We start from the raw sequence: 26,823 nt of genomic DNA, 5'->3' as shown, positions 1-26,823 counted from the left end.
AAGCCGATTGATCGGATCTTGAACTTATTTCTAATGATAATGTTCAAGAAAACGAATCCATCGAAACTTTAGATATTCGTTTCAAAAATAATAAGGCAAAGATTCTTTCGTTATGCATTAACGTAACAAATGTTCTAATGATTGTTACTATATGAATATTTTGTTAAATTCTAGTCTACGACTAAATTATGGGTATTTTTACTCAAATTTTATATAAATTTCTTAAATTTTTTTTTATATTTCAAAGAAAATTTTTTAAATACAGCGACAGGATATAATTTCAACGTAACTATTAAAAGTTTCTGATTTGAAAGGAATTGCTATAGGTCTATCTAATAATTCAAAAGAAATTTTAAAAAGGCTTAAAAAAACTGAATTTGTCAAAGACATATATATTGCAGGTTCTCCAAAAGAAGATGGAAAGGGAAATCAACTTATTCAAGTACAAAAACCTAGAGAAATCTTACTAACAAAATGGCCGGAAATAGATTTAATAATTTTTATAGGCTCAATTGCTGCATCAATACGCATAGTGAATTCATTTTTAACCTCTAAAGATCAAGATCCAGGAGTTATCGTTATAGATAACAAATGTTCCAAGATAGTTCCTTTAATTGGCTTACATCAGTCAAATACACAAAATATTGCATTTCAAATTGCTAATTTACTCGGTGGCGAAATAATAGAAACTAATAATTCCAATGATCAAAGCTTTTTAAATCTTGATGCATTTGGAAATCAATGGGGTTGGAAAAGATCTGGAAACATAAAAGATTGGTCAAAACTAGTAATTAAACAAGCTAATAACGAAGAAATATTTTGCAAACAATCATCTGGTAATAGCTTATGGAAAACTTCAGAATCAGGTGAGATTATTAATCAAATTAATAAAAAAGAAACTGGAAAACCAAATTCAACATTTAATATAAGTATATTCAAAAATCATGAAACAACTTGGCACCCGCCCGTATTATGGATTGGCATTGGATGTGAAAGAAATACAAGCAAAGAATTAATAGCAAATTCTTTAAATAATTTTTTGGAGTCAAGAAATTTATCACAGCAATCTATTGCGGGATTTGCAACTATTGATATTAAAAAAGATGAAAGAGGTATTTTAGAACTTGCTGAAGAAAAAAACTTGCCTGTAAAGTTTTTTAGTAAAGATGATCTTTCAAAAATAATTGTTCCAAATCCATCAAATATCGTTCAAAAAGAAATTGGCACTCCTTCTGTAGCAGAAGCCTCTTCCTTAATGGCCGCAGGAGAAGAATCAAAATTATTAGAAGAAAAAAGAATTTTTAAAGATCAATCTGGGGCAGTAACTATCGCTGTAGCAGAATCAAAAAATCAATATAATCCAACCCATGGCGAAATACATATTATTGGAAGTGGTCCTGGTGATATCTCCTTCCTAACCAGTAGTGCAAAAAAAGCACTTTCAAGATGTACTGTTTGGATCGGATACAAAATGTATTTAGATTTAATTAAATCCTTAAAAAGAAGTGACCAAGTTTTAATTGAAAGTAAACTTACTGAAGAAAAAGAGAGATGCAGTAAGGCAATTAAACTAGCTGAGGAAGGAATAAAAGTGGCTTTAATTTCTTCAGGTGAATCTGGATTTTATGGCATGGCAGGTTTAGTTTTAGAATTACTTCAAAAAATCAAAAAAGAATATAGATCTTACTTTGAAGTACATCCAGGTATAAGTAGTGTTCAATTAGCGGCTGCGATTAGTGGAGCACCACTAATGAATGACTTTTGTACAGTAAGCTTAAGCGATAAATTAACTCCATGGTCTTTAATAAAAAAAAGAATTGAAGGAGCTCTTGTGGGTGACTTTGTAATAGCTTTATTTAATCCTCAATCCATTGAAAGAAATTGGCAGCTAAAAAGTGTAATAGATATATGTTTACAATATAGGCACGGGGATACTCCAGTTTTAATAGCTAGACAAGTAGGGAGAGAAAATCAAACCAAAAAATTTTTTACTTTAAACACAATTCCTTTTAAAGAGGTTGATATGTTATCAATAATAATTATTGGCAATTCTCAAACCACATTAATAGATGGAATATTTCTTACTCCAAGAGGCTATTTACAAGATTAAGTTTAGATAATAAATAAATTATCCATAGAATCTTTTTTGCTTTTTTTTAATAAGAATACTAGTCTTTTATAAAGTATTAAGTGATTACGTTGAAAAATGTTGGTTTAATTTTATTTGACATAGATGGTGTAATAAGAAGCGTAGAGAATAGTTATAGACTTTCATTAAAAAAAACAGTCTACAAATTTACTGGATGGGAGCCAAGTTATATAGATATTGATAATGCCAAAAATGAAGGAATTTGGAATAATGACTGGGATTTAAGTTTAGAATTTATAAAAAGATTTAAAAAAAAAGAGAACTTTAATATTGAAATACCTTCAAAAGAGGAAATAGTTAAATGCTTTGAAGAATTCTACTTTGGAGGAGATCCAAATGAAGATAGCAAATATTGGTCTGGATTAATAACAAATGAAGAGTTATTAGTTGATAAAAATTTTTTTGATTTATTAGAAAGCAATGGATTAATTTGGGGTTTTGTAAGTGGCGCAGAGTCTGCCTCGGCAAAATTTGTTTTAGAAAAAAGACTTGGTCTAAAATCACCACCATTAATATCTATGAGAGATGCGCCCGACAAGCCTGATCCAAAAGGCTTTATTAACTTATCCAAAAAACTTCTCGGAGATAAACTTGGTTCATCAAATATTCCTATTGGATATGTAGGAGATACTATCGCAGATATAAATACAGTTATGAACGCTAAAAAAGAAATTCCATCTCAGAAATTCATAAGTATTGGAATAGCTCCTCCTCATTTACATTCAAAGTCCCGATTAAAAGAACGAAATGCATACGAAAAAAATCTTCAAAAAGCAGGTGCTGAATTGATTTTAAATTCTATTTATGACCTCATAGATATTAATTTTGACTTATTTTAAAAATATTAATTAAAAATTTTCTTAATAAATTACGGAGAGGGAGGGATTCGAACCCTCGACAAAAGTTACCTCCTGTAACTCCTTAGCAGGGAGCCGCTTTCAACCACTCAGCCACCTCTCCAGTTCTTATAGATTATCAATTTTTTTGCAAACATTCAAAATTATTTATTTAATCGAAATGTCTAATCAACTTGAACTCTCGGCAATCTATTTTTAAAAGAACAAAGAATTTCCCAAGGAATAGTATTAGATTCTCTTGCCCAATCAATGGGAGAAATTGTTTTATCGCCTTCAGATCCTAGTAATACCACCGTACTACCAACTTTAATTTCATCTGAACCTGTAATATCCACCATCATTTGATCCATAGTTATCGATCCTACTTGGGGATAAAGTTTATTTTTAAAGATAACTTTTATCTTACCTGAGAGATTTCTAGGGACTCCATCTGCATAACCAATACTTAATACAGCCAACTTAGTTTTTCTACTACTTACAAATTTGCCTCCATAACTTACTCTTACACCTTGATCAATAACTCTTATAAAAGCTACTTTGACCTTCAAACATAAAGCTGGTTTAAGACATAAATTTTTTTCTATTTTTTCTAGAGGACTATATCCATACATAGAAAGTCCAACTCGTACCATATGAAAATGAAAATCCTTATTGAGAAGCATGCCTGCAGAATTTGCCAAATGAATCTTGATATTGTGATCACTATCAACGTTAATTTGTTTTAATAATTCCTTAAACTTAAGTCTTTGTAATTGTGTACTGCTTTTAGGATCTAATGAATTATCTTCATCTGCAGATGATAAATGACTATATATTCCTTCTATTGAAATGTTTTCAAAAGATTTTATTTTTTCAAATTCCTGAATAAACTTATCAGATTCAAATCCTAATCTTGACATTCCAGTATCAACCTTAAGATGTAAAGAATATTTCAACCCAAACTGCTTACCAATATTGTTGCAAATTAAACACTCTCTAAGACTACTGATAGTTGGCATAAGATCATTTTTAAAGGCTATTATTAAATCCTTTTTCGTATATAGATTTCCCAAAACAAGAATTGGATTGTTAACTCCAGAAGAACGAAGCTTAATACCTTCTTTTAAGGTGGCAACACCTAATTCTGAAGCTCCGCCTTTAATAGCATATTCAGATACTACTTTTGCATCATGTCCATATCCATCAGCTTTGACAACCGCCATGAATTGACAACTTTTACTTAATTTAGATCTTAATTGTCTTACATTTTTTTCTATTGCTTCACCATTGACTTCAATCCATGCTCTTTGTTTCGGATCTATATCTCTTTCAAAAAATGGATATTTATCAAAATTAAATCCTTGAATTGCTTTCCGTCTTTGCATTAACTTTGCACAAATATATGCGCTTATTGAAATATACAGTTAGCATGACATGTAAATTGTATTTTGGCATGGGCCAGACTCTAGTTTTAAATGCATCTTATGAACCTTTAAACATCACTTCATGGCGAAGAGCTGTGATTTTAATGATTAAAGGTAAAGCAGAAAGCTTAGAGGAAGACAAATCATATTCAATTCATTTTGGAAGAAAATTACCTACTGTTATACGACTACGTTACTACGTTAAGGTGCCTTTTAGAGAGGTTTCTTTAACAAGAAAAAATATTCTTCTAAGAGATAACAATGCTTGTCAATACTGCAATTATAGAGGTAGTGATTTATCAATAGATCATGTTTTACCGAGAAGCAGAGGTGGAACTGATAACTGGGAAAATGTTACTACAGCATGTCTTAGATGTAATGTACAAAAAGGCAACCGTACTCCTGAAGAGGCAAATATGCCTTTAAAACGAAAGCCGTACCGTCCACTAAGCAATCTCAATTTTGAAGCTACAAGACAAATTGACTCTGGCAGACATAGAGAATGGAGTAAATATGTGATAGGTGTCGCAATCTAACAAAAATAAGGTCTTAATTCGATTCGTTACTAAAATCTTCCATCATTCTCTTTTGTTCTTGGGCTATACATGCATCAATCACTTCGTCCAATTGACCGGCGAGAATTGGTTCTAGTGAGAAATTTGAACCTAATCTATGATCAGTTGTTCTGTTGTCTTTAAAATTATAAGTTCTAATTTTTTCACTTCTATCGCCTGTTCCAACCTGCGAAAGCCTTTGTGATCTCTCTTTCGCATTTGCTTCTTTTAATTGAATTTCATATAATTTTGCCCTTAAAATTTCCATTGCTCGTTCACGATTCTGCAATTGAGATCTCTCTTGAGTGCAAAAAACTCTTATTCCTGTGGGCTTGTGAAGAAGATCAATAGCAGTCTCTACTTTATTAACATTTTGTCCCCCTGCACCTCCTGATCTTGCTGTACCAACCTCTAAGTCAGTTGGATCAATTGTAACTTCAACAGGATCAGCCTCAGGCATGACAGCAACTGTAGCTGTAGAAGTGTGAACTCTGCCTTGAGATTCAGTAGCGGGAACTCTTTGGACTCTATGTACTCCAGCCTCAAATTTAAGTTGACTATATACAGAATTACCCTTAACTGAGATAACTAACTCCTTAAATCCTCCCATATCTGACTCTGAAGCACTTACAGGTTTGACAGACCATCCAATTTTTTGTCCATATCTTTCATACATTCTTGCTAAATCACCCGCCCAGATACAAGCCTCATTACCTCCAGCACCAGCCCTGATCTCTAACATTACACTTCTCTCATCTCTTGGATCTTTTGGTAATAAGGCGATTGTGGTTTTTTGAATCAGTTCATTCTTGTATTCCTCTAGAGTTATTAACTCCTCATTTATTAAAGATTCCATTTCTTTATCATTTCTATTCTCTTTTAGTAAATTTTTTGAATCTTCGATTTCTTTATCAGTATCAAGCAATTTATTAAAATCAACAACCAAAGGTTCTAATTTTGACCTTTCTTTTGCTATTGATTCTAATTTTTTTGGATCATTAGCTATATCAGGATCTGCAAGCTGCACTTCCAAATTTTCAAAACTTTCAGCAGCAGTTTTCAACCTTGTAATTAATGTTGAGTATTCCAATTGAAATTATGCTTGATTTTTGAAAATTCTATTTTTTAGAATCTGTTTCTTCTTTTTTCTCTGTTGAGGAAGCAGTATCGGCTGAACCCATTCCATATTTTTTCATAAACCTATCAACCCTACCTTCTGTATCAAGAATCTTTTGAGTTCCAGTGAAGAATGGATGATTACCACTCCAAACATCAACATGTAATTCAGGCTGTGTGGAGCCAGTAGTCATTACAACTTCTCCATTACAAATAACTTTTGCATCTGGATACCATTTTGGGTGTATTTCTGATTTTGGCATGATTTAAATTCCTTTAACGTTTAGAGAATTGAGGAGCTTTTCTTGCTTTTTTAAGACCATATTTTCTTCTTTCCTTAGCTCTAGGATCTCTACTAAGATGGCCTTCAGTTTTTAGCGGTTTCCTATTTTCAGGAGATAATTCGCAAAGTGCTCGAGCTGCACCTTGCTTTATAGCATCAGCTTGACCAGTCAATCCACCTCCAAAAACATTTACCAAAATATCATAAGAATTTTCAAGGCCTAATGTTTGCAAAGGTGCTTTTATTGAATTTAAGTGCAGAGGATTAAAGTTTAAGTAATCATCTCCAGCACGACCATTGATTTTTATTAATCCATTTCCTGGAATCAAGCGAACTCTAGCTACTGAAGTTTTTCTTCTTCCAGTTCCCCAATACACAGCTTTGTTTTTTATTTGACTATTCATTTTGATAAATTAACTATTTAATAATACAGGATTCTGAGCAGCATGAGGATGATCAGCACCTTTATAAACTTTTAGTTTTTTAAATTGCTGTCTTCCTAAAGAATTATGAGGCAGCATACCTTTAACAGCTTGCTCAATGATTCTTTCAGGAATTCTTTCTTGTAGAGACTCAAATTTTTCAATTTTCATTCCTCCGGGCCTTCCAGAATGTCTCCTATACAACTTTTGTGATGCTTTTTTACCTGTTACCTCAACTTTTTCGGCATTTACTACTATGACAAAATCTCCTGTATCTAGATGAGGTGTGAATGTTGGTTTATTCTTACCTCTCAATACAGTTGCAATTTCTGTAGCAAGTCTACCAAGTGTCTTATCTTTTGCGTCAACTAAAAACCAATTTCTTTCAATGGTTTCTAAAGATGGAGTAATTGTTTTATTCATTTACCAAATTTATGCAAATAAATTTAAGTTAGTTATAAATTCTACCTTATTGGAGGAATATTAAACAACAGTTTTGGATGATTTATATACAAAATTCCGCTTTAATTAAATTTTACTTAAGAAAAACCCTTAATTAAAAATACAGGGAAAAAATCATCGTAATTAATCTTTTTAAAAATATTTTCTTCATAAACAGCATTTACAAAACATAACCCTTTAGCAGGAGCAGATTCTTTAACATCATTTTTCTTTTTATTTACCCATCTGTCTGTAAAAATTTCTGGCGATATTTTTTTTTCTCCAACTAAAACTAATTGACCAACAATTAAACGGACCATTCCATATAGAAAACCAGTAGCTTTAATATCAACAAAAATCAAATTTTCTACTCTTTTAATATCTATATTTTTTATATTTGTAATAGAGTTTATTCTATTAGAACCACTTTTCTGAAAAGCAAAAAAATCATGTTCTCCTTCCATTCGCTTGGATGCATTTAACATTAAATCTTCATCTAATACTTTTTGATATCTATGCCATGACCAATTATTGATAAACAAGTTAGGGAATTTACTGTTATTAATAACATATCGATAATGTCTATATATTGCTGAATAGCATGCATGCCAATTATCTTTAACCTCAACTGATTCCAAGATCCTAATTGTTAAGGGTAAAAGATTATTTAAAACATCAGAATAACTATCTCCTGGAATAACACAATCAACATCAAAGTGTACTACTTGACCTGATGCATGAACACCAGCATCAGTCCTACCTGCTGCAAATGTCTTTACTTTATGATTTGTAATCTTTAAGAGAGCTCTTTCTAAAATTTCTTGAACAGTGGTTGTATTTTTTTGTTTTTGCCAACCTGAATAATGAGATCCGTCATATTGGACTAGTAAAGCTACCCTTTTCAAAAGTTATTTTTCCAAAAAGCCCCTTTATTAACTAACTTAAACTAGCTCGATGATGGCCATCTGAGCGTTATCACCTTTTCTAGATACAGTTCTTACTATGCGTGTATAACCTCCATTTCTGTCTCCATATCTTTCCTTTGCTTTTTCAAATAATGAATGAACTAATTTCTTATCATAAATATATCCAATAGCTCTTCTCCTGGAAGCTAAACTTCCCTCTTTGGCAAGTGAAATCATTCTTTCAGCTTCGTTTCTTAAAGCTTTTGCCCTAGCTTTTGTTGTCGTTACTCTACCTTCCCTAATTAATTGTGTAGTTAAACCTCTTAGAAGTGCTTTCCTCTGGTCAGCAGGTTTACTTAATAATGGAATTCTAAGTTGGTGTCTCATAATCTTAAAAGTTGTTAAACAGATGTTCTACTTTGTGGAATAGAAATGCCTATGCGCTCGAGAGCTTCAATAACCTCGTCTGCAGATTTAGAGCCAAAGTTCTTAATTTCAAGAAGATCTTCATAACTGAAGCCCATTAAATCCGAAACTGAGTTAACTTGCGCCCGTTTTAAACAATTATATGCTCTAACGGACAAGTTTAGTTCCTCGAGCGGAATTTGAGCTTCAGGAGATGGTTCAGGTTCCTCAGGAATTTCTTCAACCATTGTTACAGTAGCAAGGGGTTGGAAGAGTTCTATTAATTGATTTGCAGCTTGAGCAATAGCATCGTCAGGACTTGTTGAGCCATCTGTTACTACCTCCATTTTTAATCTTTCTCTTCCTGTTCCTCCTTCTGCTACAGCGGTTTCATCAATCGTAAAATTCACTCTTTTCACCGGCATAAATACAGCATCTATTTGAAGTAAATCAATTGCAGTTGTCTCTTCACTCTTTCGATCCACAGGTCTATATCCAACACCTCTTTCAACATGGATTTCCAATTCTAAATTATGACCCTCTTGAATAGTCGCGATCGGTTTTTCGCCATCAACAATTTCAACTTGAGAGGAGAATTGAATATCATTCGCCTTCACCTCCATTGGGCCACTAGCTACTAACCTGCCAATTTCAAGCTCTGGATTAGAGCTATTTATTGATAATTGCTTGCAATTGAGGAGAATATCTAAAACGTCTTCTCTAACTCCAGGAATAGTGGCATATTCATGATTAATTCCAGCTATTCTTACTGCAGTCACTGCACTCCCTTCAAGTCCTCCCATAAGGACTCTTCTAAGAGAATTACCCAAAGTTGTAGCCTGTCCCCTTTCTAGAGGACCAATTAAAAAAGTTCCTGTCTGGGAGCGATCATCTGATATTTGATGGTCGATTCTGTCTATCTGGTATTGCAACACGGAAAATAATGAGGTTAAGAGTTTTTTTTTGGGGGGGTGAGAATGGTTAAGACCTAAACGCGTCTCCGTTTAGGTCTTCTACATCCATTATGAGGTAATGGAGTGACATCTCTTATTAGAGTTATTTCTAATCCGGCCACTTGTAAAGCTCTTATGGCCGTTTCCCTACCTGCGCCAGGGCCTCTAACAAGTACTTCTATTTGTCTCATGCCTTGATCAAGTGCTCTTCTAGCTGCAGCTTCAGCAGCTGTTTGAGCAGCAAATGGAGTACCTTTACGGGCACCTTTGAATCCACTGGCACCTGCTGAAGACCAAGAAATTACATGCCCAGAGGTGTCAGTAATTGAGACGATAGTATTATTAAATGTGCTTTGGATATGTACCACACCATTAGGTACATTACGTTTAGATTTCTTTGAACCTGTTTTTTTTACTGTAGCTGGCATAATGTTTTAATTTAGTACTTCAATTTGTAGATAGATTTAGTTAATTATTTTTTTCTTCCAGCAACCGTTTTCCTAGAGCCACGTCTTGTTCTGGCATTTGTTCTAGTTCTTTGACCTCTTACTGGAAGACTCATTCTATGTCTTCTTCCTCTTATACACCCAATATCTTGTAGACGTTTTAAAGCCATTCCCTCTTTTCTTCTCAAATCCCCTTCCAAAGTGAATTCTTCTGTGGCACCCCTAAGTTTTTGAACATCAGAATCTGAAAGATCTTTGACACGAGTATCTGGGTTTACACCCGTATCAGCAAGAATTAGCTTTGATCTCGTTAAACCAATCCCATAGACGTATGTTAGTGCAATTTCAACTCGCTTTTCGCGAGGTATGTCAATTCCTGCAATCCTGGCCACGTGTTTTGAATAAGTAAAAGTTTGAATTTAAGGGTTGAAATTTAACCCTGACGTTGTTTATTGCGAGGTCTTTTCTTGTTAATAACATAGATTTTACCTCTTCTCCTCACGATCTGATCGTCAGGACTAATTTTTTTGACTGAAGATCTGACCTTCATAGGGGTTTAACAAATAAAACGTTAATATTATATTCTACATCATCGTCATGCCATTTTTTGTTTGATATCAGAGGAAATAGTTTTTAAATCTCTATCAGCATCAATATATTCTAACAATGAGAGATCTTTGAAATATTGAATCAGTGGTTCTGTAGTTTTTTTATAAATATCAACTCTTGTTCTAATTGTCTCTTCAGTATCATCTTTTCTCCCTCTTAAAAGCAAACGCTTAATTAGCACTTCTTCTGGAATATCTAAATAAAACACCACTTCTAAAGGTTGATTTATTTCATTGAGGACTTCATTCAATGAATTTGCTTGAGATAAATTTCTTGGGTAACCATCTAAAATCCAACCTTCATTATCCTTAACTAAATTATGTCTTACTATCTTTAATACAAGTTCGTCACTAACAAGTTCCCCTCGATTCATAATATCTTTTACCTGGATACCAAGGGCAGTATTCATTTCGATTTCTTTTCTTAATAATTCACCAGTAGAAAGGTGTAAGTAAGAATTAGTTTGACTTAGCAATTCCGCTTGCGTCCCTTTCCCTGCTCCAGGAGCTCCTAAAAATAGTAAATGTTTCTTCATTAATTATTAATTAGTCCCTCATACCTTTGTGAAATAACATAAGTTTGAATTTGCTTAGCAGTATCTATAGCAACACCCACAAGAATAAGTAATGAAGTAGCTCCTAAACCTTGAAAGGTCTGAACATTTGTAGCTCTTTCTACTGCAGCTGGGATTATGGCTACTGAACCCAGAAATAATCCTCCCAATAATGTCAGCCTATTTTGTATACCTGATAGATAGTTTGCTGTATTACTTCCTGGTCTAACTCCTGGTATCGCTACTCCTCCTTTCTTTAAATTTGAAGCAACATCCACTGGATTGATGGTAAGAGATGCATAAAAATAAGAGAACCCCAAAATCAAGGAGAAGAATGTAAGAGCATATGGCCATGGATTAGAAGATCCTGGATTTAAACTACTCGCTAACTTTATTAAGACTGGATTTCCCGTAACATTTGCAATGGTTATGGGTAAAAAGATTAAAGCAGATGCAAATATAATAGGCATTACTCCTCCTGCATTTAATTTCAAAGGTAAATAACTTTGCCTTGTAGGAAGAAGTGTTGAATTTCCTATTTGCCTTTTTGCACTAACAATAGGAATGCGTCTGGCTCCCTCTTGAACAAAAATGATCCCAACAATTGTCAGTAAAAATACTCCAAGTAAAACAGCTATACCTAAAACATCTCCTCTATCGCCAGTTTGAGCTTTTTCAATAGTTGAACTCAGAGCCTTAGGTAATGTCGAAACAATATTCAAAAAAATTACCAGTGAAGCACCTTGACCTATCCCTTTCTCTGTAATTATTTCACTAAACCACATTACCAACATTGAACCAGTAACTAAGGCAATGGAGGTTTGTAAGACAAATGTAGTTTCACTTATACCTTCGATAGCATATTGTCTGAGAATTAAAGAAAAAATTATACTTTGCAAAAAACCCCATCCTAATGAAACGTATCTAGTTATTTGAGCAATTTTTCTTCTTCCCGCTTCTCCTTCATTTTTTTGTAAATCTTCAAGTACAGGCAAAGAAGCTGTTAGAAGCTGAATAATAATTGATGCGTTGATAAAAGGAAGTATGCCTAATGCGAATATTCCTAAAGTTGAAATTCCTCCTCCAGTAAAAATATCTAAAAAACCTATTAATTGACCCCCTTGATCTATAAAACTTTTAAAAGCAACTCTATCAATCCCAGGCATGGGGATATAGATACCAAGTCTTACTAAAAGAAGAAGACCTAAAGTTGTTAAAACTCTACTTCTTAGCTCTTTATTTAAAAATAATTGGGAAAGAATTTCAGAAGCGCCAGGATTTCTACTTTTATTGACAAACATTTTGAAGTTTACCTAAATTGTTAGCAAATTTATTTATTATTTATAAGCTCACAGGATCCACCTGCGTCCTCAATTTTTTGTTTCGCAACTTTTGTAAATGCATGGGCTTGGACTTTTAACTTCACATTAAGTTTTCCATTACCAAGAATTTTTAAAGGAAATTTGGGCTTGAAGATCAATCCTTTCTTAACTAGTGAGTCTATGTTAACAGTATCGTTATCTTTGAAATCATTTAATTTTTCTAGATTAATTATAGAAAAGTTCTTTTGATTAATTATTTCAAAGTGCTTTAATTTTGGAACTCTTCTATACAAAGGCATTTGGCCACCTTCAAAACCTGGCCGTGTGGGTCTTCCAGAACGTGACTTTTGTCCTCTCATTCCAAAACCACATGAAGCACCCTGACCAGCTGCAATACCTCTACCCTTTCTTAATTTTTTCTTTCTAGAGCCAGAGTTTGATTTAAGTGTATTTAATGTTGAAGTCATGATTTTTAAGAGTAAAGCTGTTCAAGTGAGATACCTCTCTCCCTTGAAACAGATTTATGTGTTCTTAATTGAGAGAGAGCTACCATAGCAGCTCTTGCATTATTCAAAGGTGTTTTACTGCCCAATCTTTTTGCTAAGACATTTTTTATACCTGCTAATTCTAAAACTGTTCTAATTGAACCGCCAGCAATTACACCTGTACCTGGAGCGGCAGGCCTAATCAACACGTTAGCAGCACCATCACTACCTAAAGATAAAGTTGGTATTGAGTTATTTGGCGTTAATGGAACTCTGACAAGATTCTTTTTTCCATCTGAAACTCCCTTTCTAACTGCACCAATAACATCACCAGCTTTACCAACACCAACTCCGACTTGACCTTTTTCATTACCAACAACAACTATTGCTCTAAAACTCATTTTTTTTCCGCCCTTGACAGTTTTCGATACACGTCTTATTTGAACAACCCTTTCTTGCCAATCAGAATCTCTTTCAAGATTTTTTGCATCACCTCTTTTGTTTCTTTTGCGATCATTTCGATTATTCTTTTTTTGCTCGCCAGGCATAGCTCCTGGGGCTTTATCATTCTTGGATTGAATTTCTTGTTTTGTTGGAGTGTCAGTCATAGTAATAAATTAAAAATTAGAATTCTAGGCCAGCTTCACGAGCAGCATCAGCAAGTGCTTTCACTCTTCCGTGATATAAATTACCTCCACGGTCAAAAATTACTTGCTTGATACCTTTTTTTATTGCTCTGTTTGCTAATAATTTTCCAACAATGGATGAGGAATTACAATCAGAGGGTAATTTCTCAGATTTTTCTCTTAGTTCTTTATCAATAGTTGAAGCTGAACAAATAGTTTTTTGAGCGCTATCATCTATAACCTGGGCATAAATATGGTTATTAGAGCGGAAAACAGACAGTCTAGGACGCATAGCATCTCCAATTAAGAATCTCCTTAATCTTCTATGTCTTTTTTGAGTTTGTAATTTCCTTGAAAGTTTGGTCATTTTTTTAATTGGAATTATTTTTTGCCAGATTTACCAGCTTTTCTGAGAATTCTCTCATCATGGTATTTAATTCCTTTACCTTTGTAGGGCTCTGGGGGTCTAATTGATCTGATTTTTGCTGCTTCATTGCCAACAATTTCCTTATCAATTCCAGATACAGTAACGTTTGTATTACTCTCAACTTTGTATGTTATACCATCAGGGGGGGTCATTTCTATAGGATGACTATAACCTGCACTAACAACAAGATTTTTGCCTTTTACTTGTGCTCTTGATCCAACTCCAACAATTTCCAGCTTTTTTGAAAAACCTTGACTAACCCCTTTAACCATATTTGCAATTAAGGCTCTACATAAACCATGTCTTTGCCTTGAGAATATTTTGGTGGTAGTAGGACTTACGACAACAGTATTATCTTTTTTATCAAAACTAACTCCTTCCGGCATCTGACGTTTTAATTCACCCTTAGGGCCTTTAACCGTTACTGTTAATCCATCAAAATCAACAGTTACTTTATCTGGGATCAGCACTGGTGTTTTTCCAATTCTTGACATGATTAATCCTCCTTAATAAACATAGCAGAGTACTTCACCACCTATACCTTGCTTCCTAGCATCACGATCACTCATGACACCCTTAGAAGTCGATATGATAGCAACTCCGAGACCTCCAAGAACTTTTGGTAAAGCTCTAGTATTTTTATAAATTCTCAAACCAGGTTTACTAACTCTTTGCATAGATCGAATAGTAGGGAATTTATTTTTACCACTATATTTCAGGCCAAGTATTAATTGTGATTTATAGCCTTCACCTTCCTCGTTAATTTCAGAAATGAACCCCTCTTTTTGAAGTACTTTTGCAATACTTAAGGACATTTTTGAACTTGGGATTGTTGTGGTTGTATGCTTTTTTTGACTCGCATTTCTGATTCGAGTAAGCATATCTGAAATAGGATCGTGATTTGACATAGTTTTAATTTAATTCTTACTAAAAGGCATTCCTAACTCCTGCAAAAGAGCTTTACCTTCTTGATCTGATTTTGCACTAGTGACAATAGTTATATCCATACCTCTTATTGAATCTATTTTATCAAAAGAGATTTCAGGAAAAATCAATTGCTCTTTCACTCCAACGGTATAATTCCCTCTCCCATCGAAACTTTTTGGATTAACTCCTCTGAAGTCTCTTATTCTAGGTAAAGCTAAATTTATAAATCTCTCCAAAAAGGAATACATCCTGTCTCCTCTCAAAGTAACAGTGCAACCAATCGGCATACCCTCACGAATTTTAAAACCCGCAATAGCTTTTTTAGCCCTAGTCACAAGGGCCTTTTGTCCTGTAATTGTTGCCATTTCGTTTAAAGAGGCTTCTAGAGCTTTCGAATTTGAAGCTGCCTCACCAAGACCTCTGTTAACGTTGACTTTGACAACTTTAGGTACTTGATGAATATTCTTAAGACCAAGGTCCTTTAAAAGTTTTGGTCTTATTGATTCTTTGTAGCGATTTTTTAGAGTCATAATTTTTTGTTAATTCTGGTCTTTGTCAGAATTGATAAATTAGGAAAAGTTGAAATCTGGTTTCTGATGAAAAATTAATCAATTACTTCACCAGTTTTCTTCAATCTTCTTTTCTTAACCCCCTCTTTATCAATAAAGTATTCAATCTTACTTGTAAGATTTTTATCCTTTGAGAAGAACATTACATTTGATGCATGTAAAGATGCTTCTTCTGTAAGTATTCTTCCAGTTTCTCCTTCCTGAGTTGGTTTTACATGTTTGGTCCTAAGGTTAATTCCCTTCACAACTACTCTATTTTCAAGAGGGATAGTTTTTAAAACCTCACCAGTTTTACCTTTGTCCTTTCCATTAATTACTTTTACCAAATCTCCAGTTTTGATTCTCATTTTTATTCTCTGGAAATTTTTCTTTTGCTTTAATGAATCCAACATTTAAATCACCTCCGGAGCAAGAGAAACAATCTTTGTGTAATTTTTATCCCGCAGTTCTCTAGCTACAGGACCAAAGACTCTCGTACCTTTTGGATTCTTATCTTCATTAATCAATACTGCCGCATTGTCATCAAATCTTATTGAATTACCAGTATTTCTTCTTAATGTTGCTTTAGTTCTGACGATAACAGCTTTAACAACTTCAGATTTTTTAACTCCCATGTTAGGAAGAGCATCTTTTACAGTTGCTACGATTACATCTCCGACGTGCGCATACCTTCTATTAGAACCTAAAACTCTAATACATTGAAGTCTTTTTGCTCCGCTATTATCGGCAACTGTTAAATAAGTTTCTTGTTGAATCATTTTTTAACCTCCTGAGCCTGATTTGTTTTATTAAGAATCTCTTCTATTGCCCATCTTTTATGAGCACTTAATGGTCTAGTTTCTCTAATTTTAACTCGATCACCTAAAACACATGTATTTTCTGGATCATGCGCCTTGTATCGTGTAGTTCTACTTACAATTTTTTTATAAGTGGGATGAGGATATCTGTTAATAACAGCAACAACAACTGTTTTATCCATTTTGTCGCTTACAACAGTACCAATTCTTTCTTTAAGTGCCATAACTAATAATTAATCAGAAGTTGTTTGAGAAGCAGATTGACTCTTACTGAGAGTGAGTAATTGCGCAACTTGTTTCTTGATAATTTTAAATTTATGAGTTTCATTGAGCTGTCTTGTAGCTTGCTTGAATCTCAAATCAAAAAGATCTTTTCGTAATTGGTCAATCTTTTCAGTAATTTGTTCAGAATTTAATTTTTTAAATTCCTTAAGTGACTGTGAGTTTTTCATTTTTTAACCTCCTCTTGAGATTTTTTACTATTTTTTGTATTTTCTTGGGAGGAATTTTCTAGATTTTTATCAATGGAGATAAATTTAGTTTTTACAGGAAGTTTGTATTGAGCCAGACGCATAGCTTCCTTTGCAATTTCCTCAGTGATATCATCACCACCCATTTCAAAAAGTATTCTTCCAGGTTTTACAACTGCGACCCAAAACTCTGGATTACCTTTACCAGAACCCATTCTGGTTTCGGCAGGTCTCATAGTTACGGGTTTATCAGGAAATATTCTTATCCAGATTTGACCACCACGTTTGATATATCTGGTCATAGCTCTTCTGCTTGCTTCAATCTGACGCGCAGTTACCCAGCCACAATCTTGAGCTTGGAGAGCAAATTGACCGAATGAAATAGTATTACCTTTTGAGGCTACACCCCTCATTCTGCCTCTGTGTTGTTTACGGAATTTAGTACGTTTTGGACTAAGCATTTTTATACCTCCTATGAATTCTCATTTGAACGATCCTCAAATTGCTGAGGTATTCTACTAGCTTTCCTCTTAGGGCTCGCACCCACAGGGATAGTTTGTTCTTCTTTAGGGAGAACTTCACCTTTGAAAACCCAAACTTTAATGCCTAGAACACCGTAAGTTGTATTAGCTTCACGTGTTGCATAGTCAATTTCAGCTCTCAATGTATGTAATGGAACTCTACCTTCTCTAGTCCATTCAGTTCTAGCTATTTCAGCACCATTCAACCTTCCCCCTACTTGAATTTTTAGACCTAAGACTCCAGCTCTTTGGGCCCTCTGTAAGGCCATTCTTATAGTTCTTCTGAAGGCGACTCTTTTTTCAAGTTGTTGCGCAATATATTCAGCTAGTAAAAAAGCATCAGCATCTACGCGTTCAACTTCTACAACGTTTATTCTGACTTGCCTTGTTCTATCCCCTATAGTTTTCTGAATACCAGATCTTAATTCTTCAATCCCACTTCCTTGTCTTCCAACTATAACTCCTGGTCTTGCTGTTTTTAATTCAAGTTCCAGTTGGTCAGCTTTTCTAGCTATTAAAACATCGCTAATTCCTGCTGCTCCATATTTTTTTTGTATGAAGGTACGAATTTTAAAATCTTCTTGAAGAAGAATTGGATATGTTTTAGAAGTAGCAAACCACTTAGATCGATGCTCTTGTGTAATTCCTAATCTTAATCCAGAAGGATGTATTTTATGTCCCATTAGTTTTGTACCTCCGCATTAGTTTGAGTAGGAGCAGATTCAACAGAAATACTGATGTGGCAAGTCTGTTTTTTAATTGAAAAAGCTCGACCTTGAGCTCTGGGCCTATACCTTTTCATTACTGGACCACTATTAGCCCATGCAGAGGAAATAACTAAGGTGGATGGATCCATTCCAAGATTATGTTCTGCATTGGCAACCGCAGATCTTAAGACTTTAGTGATGGGTTCTGTAGATCTGTAAGGCATAAATTCCAACATAATCAATGCATCTCTATAAGACCTACCCCTTATCTGATCCAAAACTCTTCTCACTTTAGAGGCTGATCCGCGAACGTAATTCCCATGAGCGATTGCTGTTTTTGTTGTTTCAGGTGTTTTTGTCATGATTTTGCTCCTTTCTTATCTCTTATATGACCTCGGTATGTGCGTGTAGGAGCAAATTCACCAAGTTTATGACCAATCATTTGTTCAGTAATAAATACTGGAATATGAGTCTTGCCATTGTGTACGGCGATTGTGTGACCAATCATTAAAGGTAAAATCGTAGAGGATCTAGACCAAGTTTTGATAACAGACTTGTCATTATCAGTATTTTGTTTTTCTACCTTCTTGAGCAGGCTATCTGCTATAAAAGGTCCTTTTTTTAGTGAACGTCCCATGATTATGTAATAGAAATTAAAATAATAAATGAAGTAATCAAGAATCTCTTCCTCCTCTACTCCTCTTAGAAACGCGACGGCGTCTTCGAACAACTAATTTATTACTTGGTTTGTTCTTTTTACGTGTCTTTAATCCAAGAGCTGGTTTACCCCAAGGAGTAACTGGTCCTGCTCTACCAATTGGTGCTTTTCCCTCTCCTCCTCCATGTGGATGATCACATGGGTTCATTACACTACCCCTTACTTGAGGCCTTCTTCCAAGCCATCTTCTTCTTCCTGCTTTACCTAAGCTAGTATTTCTTATTTCAGAATTACCAACTTCACCAAGAGTTGCGTAGCATTCTTTTCTTACAAGTCTTACCTCGGTAGATGGGAGTTTTAAAGCAACATAATCTCCCTCTTTTGCCATAACTTGAGCACTAGCTCCTGCGGATCGAACCATCTGAGCACCCCTACCTGCATATAACTCAACACAATGAACACTAGATCCTAATGGCATGAAAGAAAGTGGCATTGCATTACCATCTTCAATTGGAACACTTTCTCCAGAGATGACATTTTGTCCGACTTTTACTCCTGCTGGAGCGATAATATATCTTTTTTCCCCATCTTCGTAGAATAAAAGTGCCAGCCTTGCATTTCTATGAGGATCGTAGTGAATAGCAGCAACTTTAGCGTTTATGTTTCTTTTATCTCTTCTAAAGTCAACTAATCTATATTGCCTTTTATGACCACCTCCACGATGACGGCAAGTGATAACTCCACGATTATTCCTGCCCTTAACTCTATGTTTTGAAACTATAAGTGATCTTTCGGGTTTTGCACTTGTTATTTCACTAAAGTCAGTAACTACTCTCTGCCTAGTGCCAGGTGTATAAGGTTTAAATTTACGGATTGCCATGATTAAAACTCCTTAAGATTCTGGAAATAGTTGGATTTTGTCTCCTTCAGCAAGACGCACAATTGCCTTCTTGACCTGAGAACGTTTACCGGAAAATTTCCCGACTCTTCTTGTTCTCCTAGGAGGATTCATAGTGTTTACTCCTATGACTTTAACACTAAATAAGGCTTCAACAGCAGCTTTTATTTGTGGTTTTGCCGCTCTAGGATCTACTTCAAAAGTATATTGGTTAAGATCTAGCGAATTTGTAGCTTTCTCAGTAATAACTGGCTTTCTTATTACATCGGCTAAACGAGAATCGAATAATTTACTCATGATGCATAAACCTCCTGAATTTTATCTATCGCTGATTGCCCTATGACCAATTTATTAGCATTGAGAATATCAAATACATTTAATTGATCGGCGGCAATTAATTTTACTTTTTCAATATTATTAATGGATTTTTTTATAACATCGGACGGACTATCAAGAATAACCAAAACTTTTTCAGTTTTTTGTATACCTAATCGAGCAAGGCCATTGACGATATCACTTGTTTTAGGCTGCTTTAAAGTAGATCCAAAATCTTCAACGGCCTTCATATCAGAGACTCTAGACATAAGTGCGGTTCTAAGAGCTAACCTACGTTCCTTACGGTTCATATCAAGATTATAAGAACGTGGCTTTGGTCCAAAAATAATTCCGCCCCCAGGTCTTAAAGGTGTCCTTATTGATCCTTGGCGGGCTCTTCCTGTACCTTTCTGTTTATATGGCTTTCTGCCGCCCCCACGCACTTCAGATCTTGTCAAAGTTGATGCTGTCCCCTGTCTTTTATTTGCTAGCTGTCTAAGGACTGCTCTATGTATTAAGTCTGCAGAAGAAGTTTCTTTAGCAACTGCTAAATCAAGAGAAACTTTGCCAGATTTCTTACCATCCCACTTAAGAGTTTCAAGTGTTGTCATGATTTTTCACCTCCTTTTTTGCCTACAACATTATTTGGCTTAATATTTATTATTGAGCCTGGCTTACCTGGGACAGAACCTTTTACTACAAGTAAATTTTTCTGATCATCAATTTTTAGAACTAACAAACCTTTAGTAGTAATCTGTTTTCCTCCATATCTTCCTGCCATTCTTTTTCCAGGATAAATTCTGCCTGGCGTTGTACCTGCACCTATAGATCCAGGTGCTCTATGATTTTTTGAACCATGACTCATAGGACCTCTGCTGAAACCATGTCTTTTCTGGTAACCAGCAAAACCTCTACCCATAGATTTGCCACTGATATCAACTTTTTGACCAACCTCAAAGTTTTTTACAGTTATTTGATTTCCGATTTCATAAGATGAAGTTTCCTCAACTCTATATTCTTTCAAATGCTTTAAAAGTTCTTCACCTGATTTCAACAAATGTCCCTTTTCAGGCTTACTTATAAGCTTATCTTTGGACAAGCCATATCCAATTTGAACGGCAGTATAACCATCCAAAGCGGTTGTTTTCAATTGAGTAATTCGGCAAGGACCAGCCTCAATAAGAGTAACTGGCACTGAATTGCCTTTCTCGTCGAAAAGTTGGGACATGCCCAATTTCTTTCCTAAAATTCCTATAGACATAAGACTAGATTAGGCTAGCTCGTAATGATTTTTAAATTATCTAAACCTTCAGTTATCAGGTGAAGTTAATAAAAAAACAATTAATAAGGTTGAGACTTAACAGAAAATCTTGATAGTTTCTCATGGGATAAACCCACCTGTGTTTTTTAACGAAACGCTAAAAAATGTGAAATTTTATAGAGGCTCGGCTAGCTTGCGAGCTTAAAAATTCACTGAGTTACAATTGTACATCATCGGGTACCATAAAATAAAATAAAATAAAATAAAGGAAATTTTTATGCCATTACTTCTCACAGGGAAAAAGTTTCATAACGATTTAAAAACTAACAAATGTCTTGCAATCTTTGCTCCTCTTGAAGGTGGTTATGAAACTCGTCTTTTGAGGAGGATGAGGGCCAAGGGCTTTAAAACTTTTATAACCTCAGCAAGAGGGCTTGGAGATCCAGAAGTCTTCTTGCTCAAATTGCATGGCGTTAGACCACCCCACCTTGGTCATCAAAGCGTAGGAAGAAATGGAGCACTCGGGGAAGTTCAACAAGTTATCCCACAAGCTTCTGAGTTATTTAATGAAAATGATAAAAATAAATTACTTTGGTTATTAGAAGGTCAAGTACTTTCTCAGTCTGAATTAGAGAGCTTAATAGAGATTTGCACTAACGATAATAAACTAACGATAGTTGTTGAAATGGGGGGCTCAAGAAAACTTGAATGGAAGCCGTTAAGTGATTATATTTTTAATGAATTTGAAAGTTAAATTGTTTGCTGACAACTAAGAATAAAAAAGATAAATGGATTAAATTAATTTGTGGCGCCAGTAATGAAGATATTGTTGCCATAGAAGATTTGTGTGCAATTTATACTGCTGCTGGTGTCGACTACATAGATGTTGCCGCAGAAGAATCTATAGTCCACGCAGCAAAAAAAGGAATCGAGTGGGCAAAAAAAGTCTTTAAAAACTCCCCTGGATTAATGATAAGCATTAGTGATGGAAATGATATCCACTTTCGTAAAGCAAAATTTGATCCATTGAAATGTCCTCCTAATTGTCCAAGACCGTGCGAAAAAGTATGCCCCACCTTTGCAATTGATAATTCTGGGATCAAAAAGAGTAAATGTTATGGATGTGGAAGATGTTTGAATAGCTGCCCTCTAAATCTAATTAGTGAGTATGAATATAATTTGTCAAAAGACGATTTAGGATCAACACTTCAGAAAATAAAGCCTAATGCAGTAGAAATTCATACAGAAATCAATCGCCTTGATTCTTTCGCAAAAGTTGTCGGTATCCTTAATAATTCTGGAATGAAATTAGACAAAATATCTATCAGTTGTGGATTAAATTCATCTTTCAAAAAATCACAAGAGCCCGAAGATCTTTTGAAAGCTCTTTGGGAAAGATATGAAATTCTTAAAAAACTTGATATTCCCCTTATTTGGCAGCTAGATGGAAGGCCAATGTCTGGAGATCTTGCTCCTTCAACAAGTAAAGATGCTGTTAAGTTGTTTGAAAAAATCGGTTCAGATCTCCCACCTGGATTAATTCAATTAGCAGGAGGAACAAATGAAAAAACTCATGAATTTTTGAATTCAAACAATCTTCCAGACGGAATAGCATTTGGAAGTTCTGCAAGAAAAATTATGCAGCCCCTTATTGAATTTGCTCATAAAAATAACAAAAAACTCTATGAGTATCCTGAAAGGATGGCTTTAGCGATCAAAAAAGCTAAGAAATTTCTAGAGCCATGGAAATCGAGCTCATTCAAATAATATTTTATTTTTCAAAACTAACGCCATGTTTATAAAAACTTTGTATTTTTTGGATAGAAAAAAATCTTTTCATGTATTAAAATAAAAAATCAATGGGCCGTCGCCAAGTGGTAAGGCATCGGGTTTTGGTCTCGACATTCCTAGGTTCGAATCCTAGCGGCCCAGTTCTAATATTCAATAGGTGTCTTCTCAAAAAATATTTCTATTTGATTTCGATGGAGTAATAGTCGATGGAATGCAAGAATACTGGCATAGTTCCTTGTTGGCCTGTGAAAGATATTTAAATTCACCCTGCATCTCTGTTGATCAAAAACTTTATAAAAGGGTACCAAATTCTTTCAAAGAAATTAGGCCTTTGGTTAAATATGGTTGGGAAATGATCCTAATTGTTCACGAAATTATAAAAACAGAAAATCCATTAAAAAATGAAAATAAAGATGATTTCACTAATAATTATCATCAAAATTGCCAGAGGATATTAAATGAAAATTCCTGGATTGCCGAAGATTTACAAAAAATGTTAGATCAGTCGCGTAAGTACCAAATTGATAAAGATTTTAAATCGTGGGTAAATTTACATAATCCTTTTTTTGAAATTATAAATTTTATGAAAGAATTAAGGAAAAGAGACATAAAAACTGGAGTTATAACAACTAAAGGTAAAATATTTGCAGAAAAAATTCTTAAACAATTAAATATTTTTCCAGAGTTTATTTTTGGTTATGAATCCGGAACAAAAGTCAAAATAGCTGAAAAACTTACACAAACTTATGAAATTTTAGGCTTTATAGAAGACAGAAAAAAAACTCTAATAGATATTAAACAAAATTCAGAAACGTCTCACATTCCATGCTTCCTAGCTGATTGGGGATATTTGAAAAAATCAGATAAATATACCTTAAGTAATGAAATCAAATTAATAAAATTAGATAACCTTGAGGAATTAGTTGCAATTTAAAGATAATCAGTTAGAGTACACATGTACTATGGTTTGTATTTATGAAGTTTGGTTTAAATAAAAATTTCCAAATTTAGAATAAATTACAAGAACTTTAATCAATAAATCAAACAATGAGCCTTGAAGAGAAGAAAAAAACTGAATCCAAAGAAAAAGACAAGGCATTAAGTCTTGTCTTAGGTCAAATAGAAAGAAATTTTGGACGAGGATCAATAATGAGACTTGGTGACGCATCAAGAATGAAAGTAGAAACAATATCTACTGGAGCGCTCACCTTAGATTTAGCATTAGGAGGAGGCTATCCAAAAGGTAGAGTAGTAGAAGTTTATGGACCAGAAAGTTCAGGAAAAACTACATTAACGTTGCACGCGATTGCGGAAGTACAAAAGAATGGAGGAGTAGCAGCATTTGTGGATGCTGAGCATGCACTCGATCCAGTTTATGCAGCCTCCTTAGGAGTTGATGTTGAAAATTTGCTAGTTTCACAACCAGATACAGGTGAAATGGCTCTGGAAATAGTTGACCAACTTATAAGATCAAGTGCAGTAGATCTTGTTGTTGTTGACTCGGTCGCAGCATTAACCCCAAGAGCTGAGATAGAAGGGGAGATGGGAGATCACGTAATTGGAAGCCAAGCAAGGCTAATGAGCCAGGCAATGAGGAAAATAACAGGAAATATTGGTAAATCTGGATGTACGGTAATATTCCTAAATCAACTACGCCTAAAAATTGGCGTTACATACGGCAATCCAGAAACAACCACAGGAGGTAATGCATTAAAATTTTATGCCTCAGTGAGACTTGATATCAGAAGAATTCAAACTCTTAAAAGAGGTACTGAAGAATATGGCATAAGAGCAAAAGTGAAAGTAGCAAAAAACAAAGTCGCGCCACCATTTAGAATTGCAGAGTTTGATATTCTCTTCGGAAAAGGTATTAGTACAACAGGATGTTTATTAGACTTAGCAGAAGAGACTAATATCATAATAAGGAGAGGTGCTTGGTATAGTTATGAAGGAGAAAATATTGGACAAGGAAGAGATAATACAATTATTTGGCTTGATCAAAACTTAGAAATCAGGAACAAAGTAGAATCAATGGTTAAAGATAAGTTAACAGAAGGAACTGAAGTGAGTTCTAATTCAATGAAAGCATTAAATAGCAATCCTGCTAATACAATCGCTGTTAATGATATAAAAACTGTAGCTTAGATTTATAAAGAATCAGCTAAAGTCCACCACCCAGCAGCAGGGCCTATAAATCTCACTACAATCCATAACATTACTAACCCTCCGATTCCAAACCAACTGGCCTTAATACTTAATTTAATTAGGCTATCTCTTTGATTGATTGTAAAGGGAAGCCATTCAAATAATCTTGGTGACTCATCAATTTTAGTTTGACTATTATTTTTTTTTGGAGGTAAACCAAGTGTTTTACGTCTTTTTGCTTCTCCCATATTTCTTTAGTTATTTACAAAATCATAACTTAATCAAAAGGTAGCATATAGTTGATTTGTTTTGAGGGTTGAATGTTTTGCAAAAGTAATCTTCCCCAGTTTCTTTTATTTGCTCTTCCATCTAAAATTATTAACTTACCTGAATTTCTTCTTAAAGGAGAAATAGATCTTTCAAGCTTAATTTTAGCTTGAGGAAGAAGGAAATCTCTAAACCAATCTTGAGAAAGCTTCTTTTTATGAGAGACTGTAATTGCATTAATAGGTTCTGACATATTTGGAATCGGAAGTAAGGGAATGATAATTTGTTCTGGAATTTCAATTAAATAAGAATTCATAATCCACCAGTCAAAACTAGTGCAAAGAATTTCATCTTTACCAGAGGGAATTGTCTCTAGAAATACCCTCTTCCCGTACTTAGAAGCTAATTCTGTAGCAATGTTAGTTTTTAAATTAATATCATCAGACAAAACTAAAGTTAGACCCTTTCTAAAAAGTATTAACTTTTTGCATTTATCCAAGATTGAATTAGTAAAAAGAGGATTATTAGGAAGCAATTGTTTAGAGGGCATATATAATAAAATTTTTTTCTCTTCAAAATTACTTTTAAAATTAATAACCAAGTCAATATCTAAACTATGCTTTTTAAAATACATTTGGAAAAAATTATCTTTTCTCAATGCTGATAAAAAAACAAATTTATTATTTGAAAAAAATTCCTTAATTTGAAAAAGTTCATCTATTGGCTGTAAATACAAATTCCAATCTAAATTTGTATCATTTAACTTTACCCAGCATGCCCAACCTTGAGATAATGCTTTGTTGACGCTTAAAAATTTATCAGAAAAAAAAGAATTTTCATGAAAAAAGTTTGACAAGAAACTAATTTCTTTTTCATTTAAATTGATATAACTATTTCCTAAGACCTTCTTCAAGAAGAACTTTTTGTTCAACGAATCATATACTTTTAAAAATTTTTGATTGATTAATTCAAATTCTTTAAAATTTTTTGTCCAATCCTTTTTAAGTAAAGAAATCCTAAAATGATTTTTTAAATCCTGTTTTATATCCTCAATTCCTGAATAAACTATTCGATGATTTCTAAGATTACGAGAATTGGGATCATTAAGAAAATTTTGGATAGTTATCAAGTGAACATGATGATTTGCAAAAATAAATTGATCATTTTTCAAAATAAAATTAAAACCTAGATTTTTCAATGAATCAATCTGAAATTGGCTTATAAATTGGATTTTTTCTTTAGGTAAAATAAAAGTTGAATCCTCTTCCTTTAAAAATAAAGAAATCAAAATTGGAGTTAACCAATCATAGCTAGAGAAAATTTCTGAATTAATTAGATAAGTAGAATCATTTTCAATACATTTGGAAACTATCCTCCCAAAAGAATATATGTGCTCCCAATTAATACTTTGATCTCTCAAAAAATTTTTCAAATATTGATGACTTAAAATTTCAAGCATTTATAATTAATTTAATGTCAAAAACATGCAAAATTTATGAACCTAATATACAAAAAATTGGTATCAATAAAAGAGGGTCTTG

General features: G+C 33.9%; 40 protein-coding genes and 2 tRNA genes. 8 read left to right on the top strand and 34 right to left on the bottom strand.

Going from position 1 to position 26,823, the window contains the following annotated elements; genetic code table 11:
* The first annotated feature begins 307 nt into the window (after nucleotides 1-307).
* Both cobJ and EV02_RS01995 read left to right on the top strand, forming a co-directional pair.
* Nucleotides 308-2,110, top strand: a complete 1,803-nt coding sequence (gene cobJ, locus EV02_RS01990; RefSeq protein ID WP_032520083.1) for a precorrin-3B C(17)-methyltransferase — start codon at nucleotides 308-310, stop codon at nucleotides 2,108-2,110.
* Between the two features lie 89 nt (nucleotides 2,111-2,199).
* A complete protein-coding gene (locus EV02_RS01995; RefSeq protein ID WP_032520082.1) occupies nucleotides 2,200-2,988 on the top strand; it encodes a TIGR01548 family HAD-type hydrolase in 789 nt (262 codons plus the stop codon).
* Nucleotides 2,989-3,020: 32 nt separating this feature from the next.
* Here the strand turns inward: EV02_RS01995 and EV02_RS02000 are convergent.
* Together EV02_RS02000 and alr are read right to left on the bottom strand one after the other, a co-directional pair.
* Nucleotides 3,021-3,109, bottom strand: a tRNA-Ser gene (locus EV02_RS02000).
* 61 nt (nucleotides 3,110-3,170) lie between these two features.
* Nucleotides 3,171-4,370: an alanine racemase gene (alr, locus tag EV02_RS02005; protein WP_032520081.1), complete on the bottom strand. Its 1,200-nt coding sequence runs from the start codon at nucleotides 4,368-4,370 to the stop codon at nucleotides 3,171-3,173.
* Nucleotides 4,371-4,387: 17 nt separating this feature from the next.
* Between alr and EV02_RS02010 the strand changes: the two genes are divergently transcribed.
* On the top strand, nucleotides 4,388-4,945 hold the full coding sequence (locus tag EV02_RS02010) for an HNH endonuclease (protein WP_032520080.1): 558 nt from the start codon (nucleotides 4,388-4,390) through the stop codon (nucleotides 4,943-4,945).
* A gap of 13 nt (nucleotides 4,946-4,958) precedes the next feature.
* On the opposite strand, the gene prfA is transcribed toward EV02_RS02010, so the two are convergent.
* The 30 genes from prfA to rplC all read right to left on the bottom strand — a co-directional run bounded on the left by prfA (nucleotide 4,959) and on the right by rplC (nucleotide 21,079).
* Entirely contained in the window at nucleotides 4,959-6,053 is a 1,095-nt protein-coding gene (prfA, locus tag EV02_RS02015) for a peptide chain release factor 1 (RefSeq protein ID WP_032520079.1), read from the bottom strand.
* Between the two features lie 28 nt (nucleotides 6,054-6,081).
* Nucleotides 6,082-6,342: a 50S ribosomal protein L31 gene (gene rpmE, locus EV02_RS0108865; RefSeq protein WP_032520078.1), complete on the bottom strand. Its 261-nt coding sequence runs from the start codon at nucleotides 6,340-6,342 to the stop codon at nucleotides 6,082-6,084.
* A 13-nt stretch (nucleotides 6,343-6,355) separates the two neighbouring features.
* A complete protein-coding gene (gene rpsI / locus EV02_RS02020) occupies nucleotides 6,356-6,766 on the bottom strand; it encodes a 30S ribosomal protein S9 (protein WP_032520077.1) in 411 nt (136 codons plus the stop codon).
* A gap of 9 nt (nucleotides 6,767-6,775) precedes the next feature.
* On the bottom strand, nucleotides 6,776-7,207 hold the full coding sequence (gene rplM / locus EV02_RS02025) for a 50S ribosomal protein L13 (protein WP_011863640.1): 432 nt from the start codon (nucleotides 7,205-7,207) through the stop codon (nucleotides 6,776-6,778).
* A 116-nt stretch (nucleotides 7,208-7,323) separates the two neighbouring features.
* A complete protein-coding gene (gene truA / locus EV02_RS02030; protein WP_032520076.1) occupies nucleotides 7,324-8,130 on the bottom strand; it encodes a tRNA pseudouridine(38-40) synthase TruA in 807 nt (268 codons plus the stop codon).
* 36 nt (nucleotides 8,131-8,166) lie between these two features.
* Nucleotides 8,167-8,517 carry a 50S ribosomal protein L17 gene (rplQ, locus tag EV02_RS02035; RefSeq protein WP_011863642.1) on the bottom strand — a complete coding sequence of 117 codons (351 nt, stop codon included), beginning with the start codon at nucleotides 8,515-8,517 and terminating at the stop codon, nucleotides 8,167-8,169.
* Between the two features lie 14 nt (nucleotides 8,518-8,531).
* Nucleotides 8,532-9,470, bottom strand: a complete 939-nt coding sequence (locus tag EV02_RS02040; RefSeq protein WP_032520075.1) for a DNA-directed RNA polymerase subunit alpha — start codon at nucleotides 9,468-9,470, stop codon at nucleotides 8,532-8,534.
* Nucleotides 9,471-9,523: 53 nt separating this feature from the next.
* Nucleotides 9,524-9,916 (bottom strand): 30S ribosomal protein S11, encoded by a 393-nt coding sequence (gene rpsK, locus EV02_RS02045; RefSeq protein ID WP_011863644.1) that lies wholly within the window; start codon nucleotides 9,914-9,916, stop codon nucleotides 9,524-9,526.
* Nucleotides 9,917-9,960: 44 nt separating this feature from the next.
* The gene (rpsM, locus tag EV02_RS02050; protein ID WP_032520074.1) at nucleotides 9,961-10,326 is read right to left on the bottom strand and encodes a 30S ribosomal protein S13; all 366 of its coding nucleotides are present in this window, start codon (nucleotides 10,324-10,326) and stop codon (nucleotides 9,961-9,963) included.
* Nucleotides 10,327-10,367: 41 nt separating this feature from the next.
* Nucleotides 10,368-10,484, bottom strand: a complete 117-nt coding sequence (gene rpmJ / locus EV02_RS09230) for a 50S ribosomal protein L36 (protein ID WP_011377173.1) — start codon at nucleotides 10,482-10,484, stop codon at nucleotides 10,368-10,370.
* Between the two features lie 45 nt (nucleotides 10,485-10,529).
* The gene (locus tag EV02_RS02055) at nucleotides 10,530-11,078 is read right to left on the bottom strand and encodes an adenylate kinase (protein ID WP_032520073.1); all 549 of its coding nucleotides are present in this window, start codon (nucleotides 11,076-11,078) and stop codon (nucleotides 10,530-10,532) included.
* Nucleotides 11,078-12,397, bottom strand: a complete 1,320-nt coding sequence (secY, locus tag EV02_RS02060) for a preprotein translocase subunit SecY (protein ID WP_032520072.1) — start codon at nucleotides 12,395-12,397, stop codon at nucleotides 11,078-11,080. The genes EV02_RS02055 and secY overlap by 1 nt, the downstream gene beginning before the upstream one ends.
* A gap of 29 nt (nucleotides 12,398-12,426) precedes the next feature.
* On the bottom strand, nucleotides 12,427-12,885 hold the full coding sequence (rplO, locus tag EV02_RS02065; RefSeq protein WP_032520071.1) for a 50S ribosomal protein L15: 459 nt from the start codon (nucleotides 12,883-12,885) through the stop codon (nucleotides 12,427-12,429).
* A gap of 5 nt (nucleotides 12,886-12,890) precedes the next feature.
* The gene (gene rpsE, locus EV02_RS02070) at nucleotides 12,891-13,511 is read right to left on the bottom strand and encodes a 30S ribosomal protein S5 (protein ID WP_032520070.1); all 621 of its coding nucleotides are present in this window, start codon (nucleotides 13,509-13,511) and stop codon (nucleotides 12,891-12,893) included.
* Between the two features lie 16 nt (nucleotides 13,512-13,527).
* Nucleotides 13,528-13,896: a 50S ribosomal protein L18 gene (rplR, locus tag EV02_RS02075; RefSeq protein ID WP_032520069.1), complete on the bottom strand. Its 369-nt coding sequence runs from the start codon at nucleotides 13,894-13,896 to the stop codon at nucleotides 13,528-13,530.
* Between the two features lie 14 nt (nucleotides 13,897-13,910).
* The gene (rplF, locus tag EV02_RS02080; protein ID WP_032520068.1) at nucleotides 13,911-14,450 is read right to left on the bottom strand and encodes a 50S ribosomal protein L6; all 540 of its coding nucleotides are present in this window, start codon (nucleotides 14,448-14,450) and stop codon (nucleotides 13,911-13,913) included.
* Nucleotides 14,451-14,462: 12 nt separating this feature from the next.
* Nucleotides 14,463-14,864 carry a 30S ribosomal protein S8 gene (gene rpsH / locus EV02_RS02085; protein ID WP_032520066.1) on the bottom strand — a complete coding sequence of 134 codons (402 nt, stop codon included), beginning with the start codon at nucleotides 14,862-14,864 and terminating at the stop codon, nucleotides 14,463-14,465.
* 9 nt (nucleotides 14,865-14,873) lie between these two features.
* Nucleotides 14,874-15,413, bottom strand: coding sequence for a 50S ribosomal protein L5 (gene rplE / locus EV02_RS02090; protein ID WP_011819160.1), 540 nt, complete (start codon nucleotides 15,411-15,413; stop codon nucleotides 14,874-14,876).
* A gap of 74 nt (nucleotides 15,414-15,487) precedes the next feature.
* On the bottom strand, nucleotides 15,488-15,844 hold the full coding sequence (gene rplX / locus EV02_RS02095) for a 50S ribosomal protein L24 (protein WP_011819161.1): 357 nt from the start codon (nucleotides 15,842-15,844) through the stop codon (nucleotides 15,488-15,490).
* Nucleotides 15,845-16,210 (bottom strand): 50S ribosomal protein L14, encoded by a 366-nt coding sequence (gene rplN, locus EV02_RS02100; RefSeq protein WP_002807235.1) that lies wholly within the window; start codon nucleotides 16,208-16,210, stop codon nucleotides 15,845-15,847.
* Nucleotides 16,207-16,473, bottom strand: coding sequence for a 30S ribosomal protein S17 (gene rpsQ / locus EV02_RS02105; protein WP_032520065.1), 267 nt, complete (start codon nucleotides 16,471-16,473; stop codon nucleotides 16,207-16,209). The genes rplN and rpsQ overlap by 4 nt, the downstream gene beginning before the upstream one ends.
* Before the next feature lie 9 nt (nucleotides 16,474-16,482).
* Nucleotides 16,483-16,701: a 50S ribosomal protein L29 gene (gene rpmC, locus EV02_RS02110; RefSeq protein WP_032520064.1), complete on the bottom strand. Its 219-nt coding sequence runs from the start codon at nucleotides 16,699-16,701 to the stop codon at nucleotides 16,483-16,485.
* Nucleotides 16,698-17,180: a 50S ribosomal protein L16 gene (gene rplP, locus EV02_RS02115; protein WP_032520063.1), complete on the bottom strand. Its 483-nt coding sequence runs from the start codon at nucleotides 17,178-17,180 to the stop codon at nucleotides 16,698-16,700. The genes rpmC and rplP overlap by 4 nt, the downstream gene beginning before the upstream one ends.
* A gap of 11 nt (nucleotides 17,181-17,191) precedes the next feature.
* The gene (rpsC, locus tag EV02_RS02120; protein ID WP_032520062.1) at nucleotides 17,192-17,923 is read right to left on the bottom strand and encodes a 30S ribosomal protein S3; all 732 of its coding nucleotides are present in this window, start codon (nucleotides 17,921-17,923) and stop codon (nucleotides 17,192-17,194) included.
* Nucleotides 17,923-18,309: a 50S ribosomal protein L22 gene (gene rplV / locus EV02_RS02125; RefSeq protein WP_032520061.1), complete on the bottom strand. Its 387-nt coding sequence runs from the start codon at nucleotides 18,307-18,309 to the stop codon at nucleotides 17,923-17,925. The genes rpsC and rplV overlap by 1 nt, the downstream gene beginning before the upstream one ends.
* Nucleotides 18,306-18,584 carry a 30S ribosomal protein S19 gene (gene rpsS / locus EV02_RS02130; protein WP_011819167.1) on the bottom strand — a complete coding sequence of 93 codons (279 nt, stop codon included), beginning with the start codon at nucleotides 18,582-18,584 and terminating at the stop codon, nucleotides 18,306-18,308. Before rpsS ends, rplV begins: the two co-directional genes overlap by 4 nt.
* Nucleotides 18,585-18,621: 37 nt before the next feature.
* On the bottom strand, nucleotides 18,622-19,485 hold the full coding sequence (rplB, locus tag EV02_RS02135; RefSeq protein ID WP_032520060.1) for a 50S ribosomal protein L2: 864 nt from the start codon (nucleotides 19,483-19,485) through the stop codon (nucleotides 18,622-18,624).
* A 12-nt stretch (nucleotides 19,486-19,497) separates the two neighbouring features.
* Nucleotides 19,498-19,800: a 50S ribosomal protein L23 gene (locus tag EV02_RS02140; protein ID WP_032520059.1), complete on the bottom strand. Its 303-nt coding sequence runs from the start codon at nucleotides 19,798-19,800 to the stop codon at nucleotides 19,498-19,500.
* Nucleotides 19,797-20,429, bottom strand: a complete 633-nt coding sequence (gene rplD / locus EV02_RS02145; RefSeq protein WP_032520057.1) for a 50S ribosomal protein L4 — start codon at nucleotides 20,427-20,429, stop codon at nucleotides 19,797-19,799. The genes EV02_RS02140 and rplD overlap by 4 nt, the downstream gene beginning before the upstream one ends.
* Nucleotides 20,426-21,079 carry a 50S ribosomal protein L3 gene (gene rplC / locus EV02_RS02150; RefSeq protein ID WP_032520055.1) on the bottom strand — a complete coding sequence of 218 codons (654 nt, stop codon included), beginning with the start codon at nucleotides 21,077-21,079 and terminating at the stop codon, nucleotides 20,426-20,428. Before rplC ends, rplD begins: the two co-directional genes overlap by 4 nt.
* A 277-nt stretch (nucleotides 21,080-21,356) precedes the next feature.
* Between rplC and ndhN the strand changes: the two genes are divergently transcribed.
* The 5 genes from ndhN to recA all read left to right on the top strand — a co-directional run bounded on the left by ndhN (nucleotide 21,357) and on the right by recA (nucleotide 25,015).
* Nucleotides 21,357-21,833 (top strand): NAD(P)H-quinone oxidoreductase subunit N, encoded by a 477-nt coding sequence (gene ndhN, locus EV02_RS02155; protein ID WP_032520054.1) that lies wholly within the window; start codon nucleotides 21,357-21,359, stop codon nucleotides 21,831-21,833.
* A 5-nt stretch (nucleotides 21,834-21,838) separates the two neighbouring features.
* Nucleotides 21,839-22,846, top strand: coding sequence for an LdpA C-terminal domain-containing domain (locus EV02_RS02160; protein WP_032520053.1), 1,008 nt, complete (start codon nucleotides 21,839-21,841; stop codon nucleotides 22,844-22,846).
* Between the two features lie 93 nt (nucleotides 22,847-22,939).
* Nucleotides 22,940-23,011, top strand: a tRNA-Gln gene (locus EV02_RS02165).
* A gap of 16 nt (nucleotides 23,012-23,027) precedes the next feature.
* Complete coding sequence (locus EV02_RS02170; RefSeq protein WP_032520051.1) at nucleotides 23,028-23,804, top strand: HAD family hydrolase; 777 nt, start codon at nucleotides 23,028-23,030, stop codon at nucleotides 23,802-23,804.
* A 113-nt stretch (nucleotides 23,805-23,917) separates the two neighbouring features.
* On the top strand, nucleotides 23,918-25,015 hold the full coding sequence (recA, locus tag EV02_RS02175) for a recombinase RecA (protein ID WP_032520050.1): 1,098 nt from the start codon (nucleotides 23,918-23,920) through the stop codon (nucleotides 25,013-25,015).
* 2 nt (nucleotides 25,016-25,017) lie between these two features.
* On the opposite strand, the gene EV02_RS02180 is transcribed toward recA, so the two are convergent.
* Nucleotides 25,018-25,263 (bottom strand): DUF2839 domain-containing protein, encoded by a 246-nt coding sequence (locus EV02_RS02180; protein WP_032520049.1) that lies wholly within the window; start codon nucleotides 25,261-25,263, stop codon nucleotides 25,018-25,020.
* A 29-nt stretch (nucleotides 25,264-25,292) separates the two neighbouring features.
* Nucleotides 25,293-26,741, bottom strand: coding sequence for a DNA helicase (locus EV02_RS02185; protein WP_032520048.1), 1,449 nt, complete (start codon nucleotides 26,739-26,741; stop codon nucleotides 25,293-25,295).
* Nucleotides 26,742-26,823: the final 82 nt, after the last annotated feature.

It is taken from the genome of Prochlorococcus marinus str. SB, from assembly GCF_000760115.1.
GTDB lineage: Bacteria > Cyanobacteriota > Cyanobacteriia > PCC-6307 > Cyanobiaceae > Prochlorococcus_A > Prochlorococcus_A marinus_D.
This window is presented reverse-complemented; position numbering and strand designations above follow the sequence as displayed.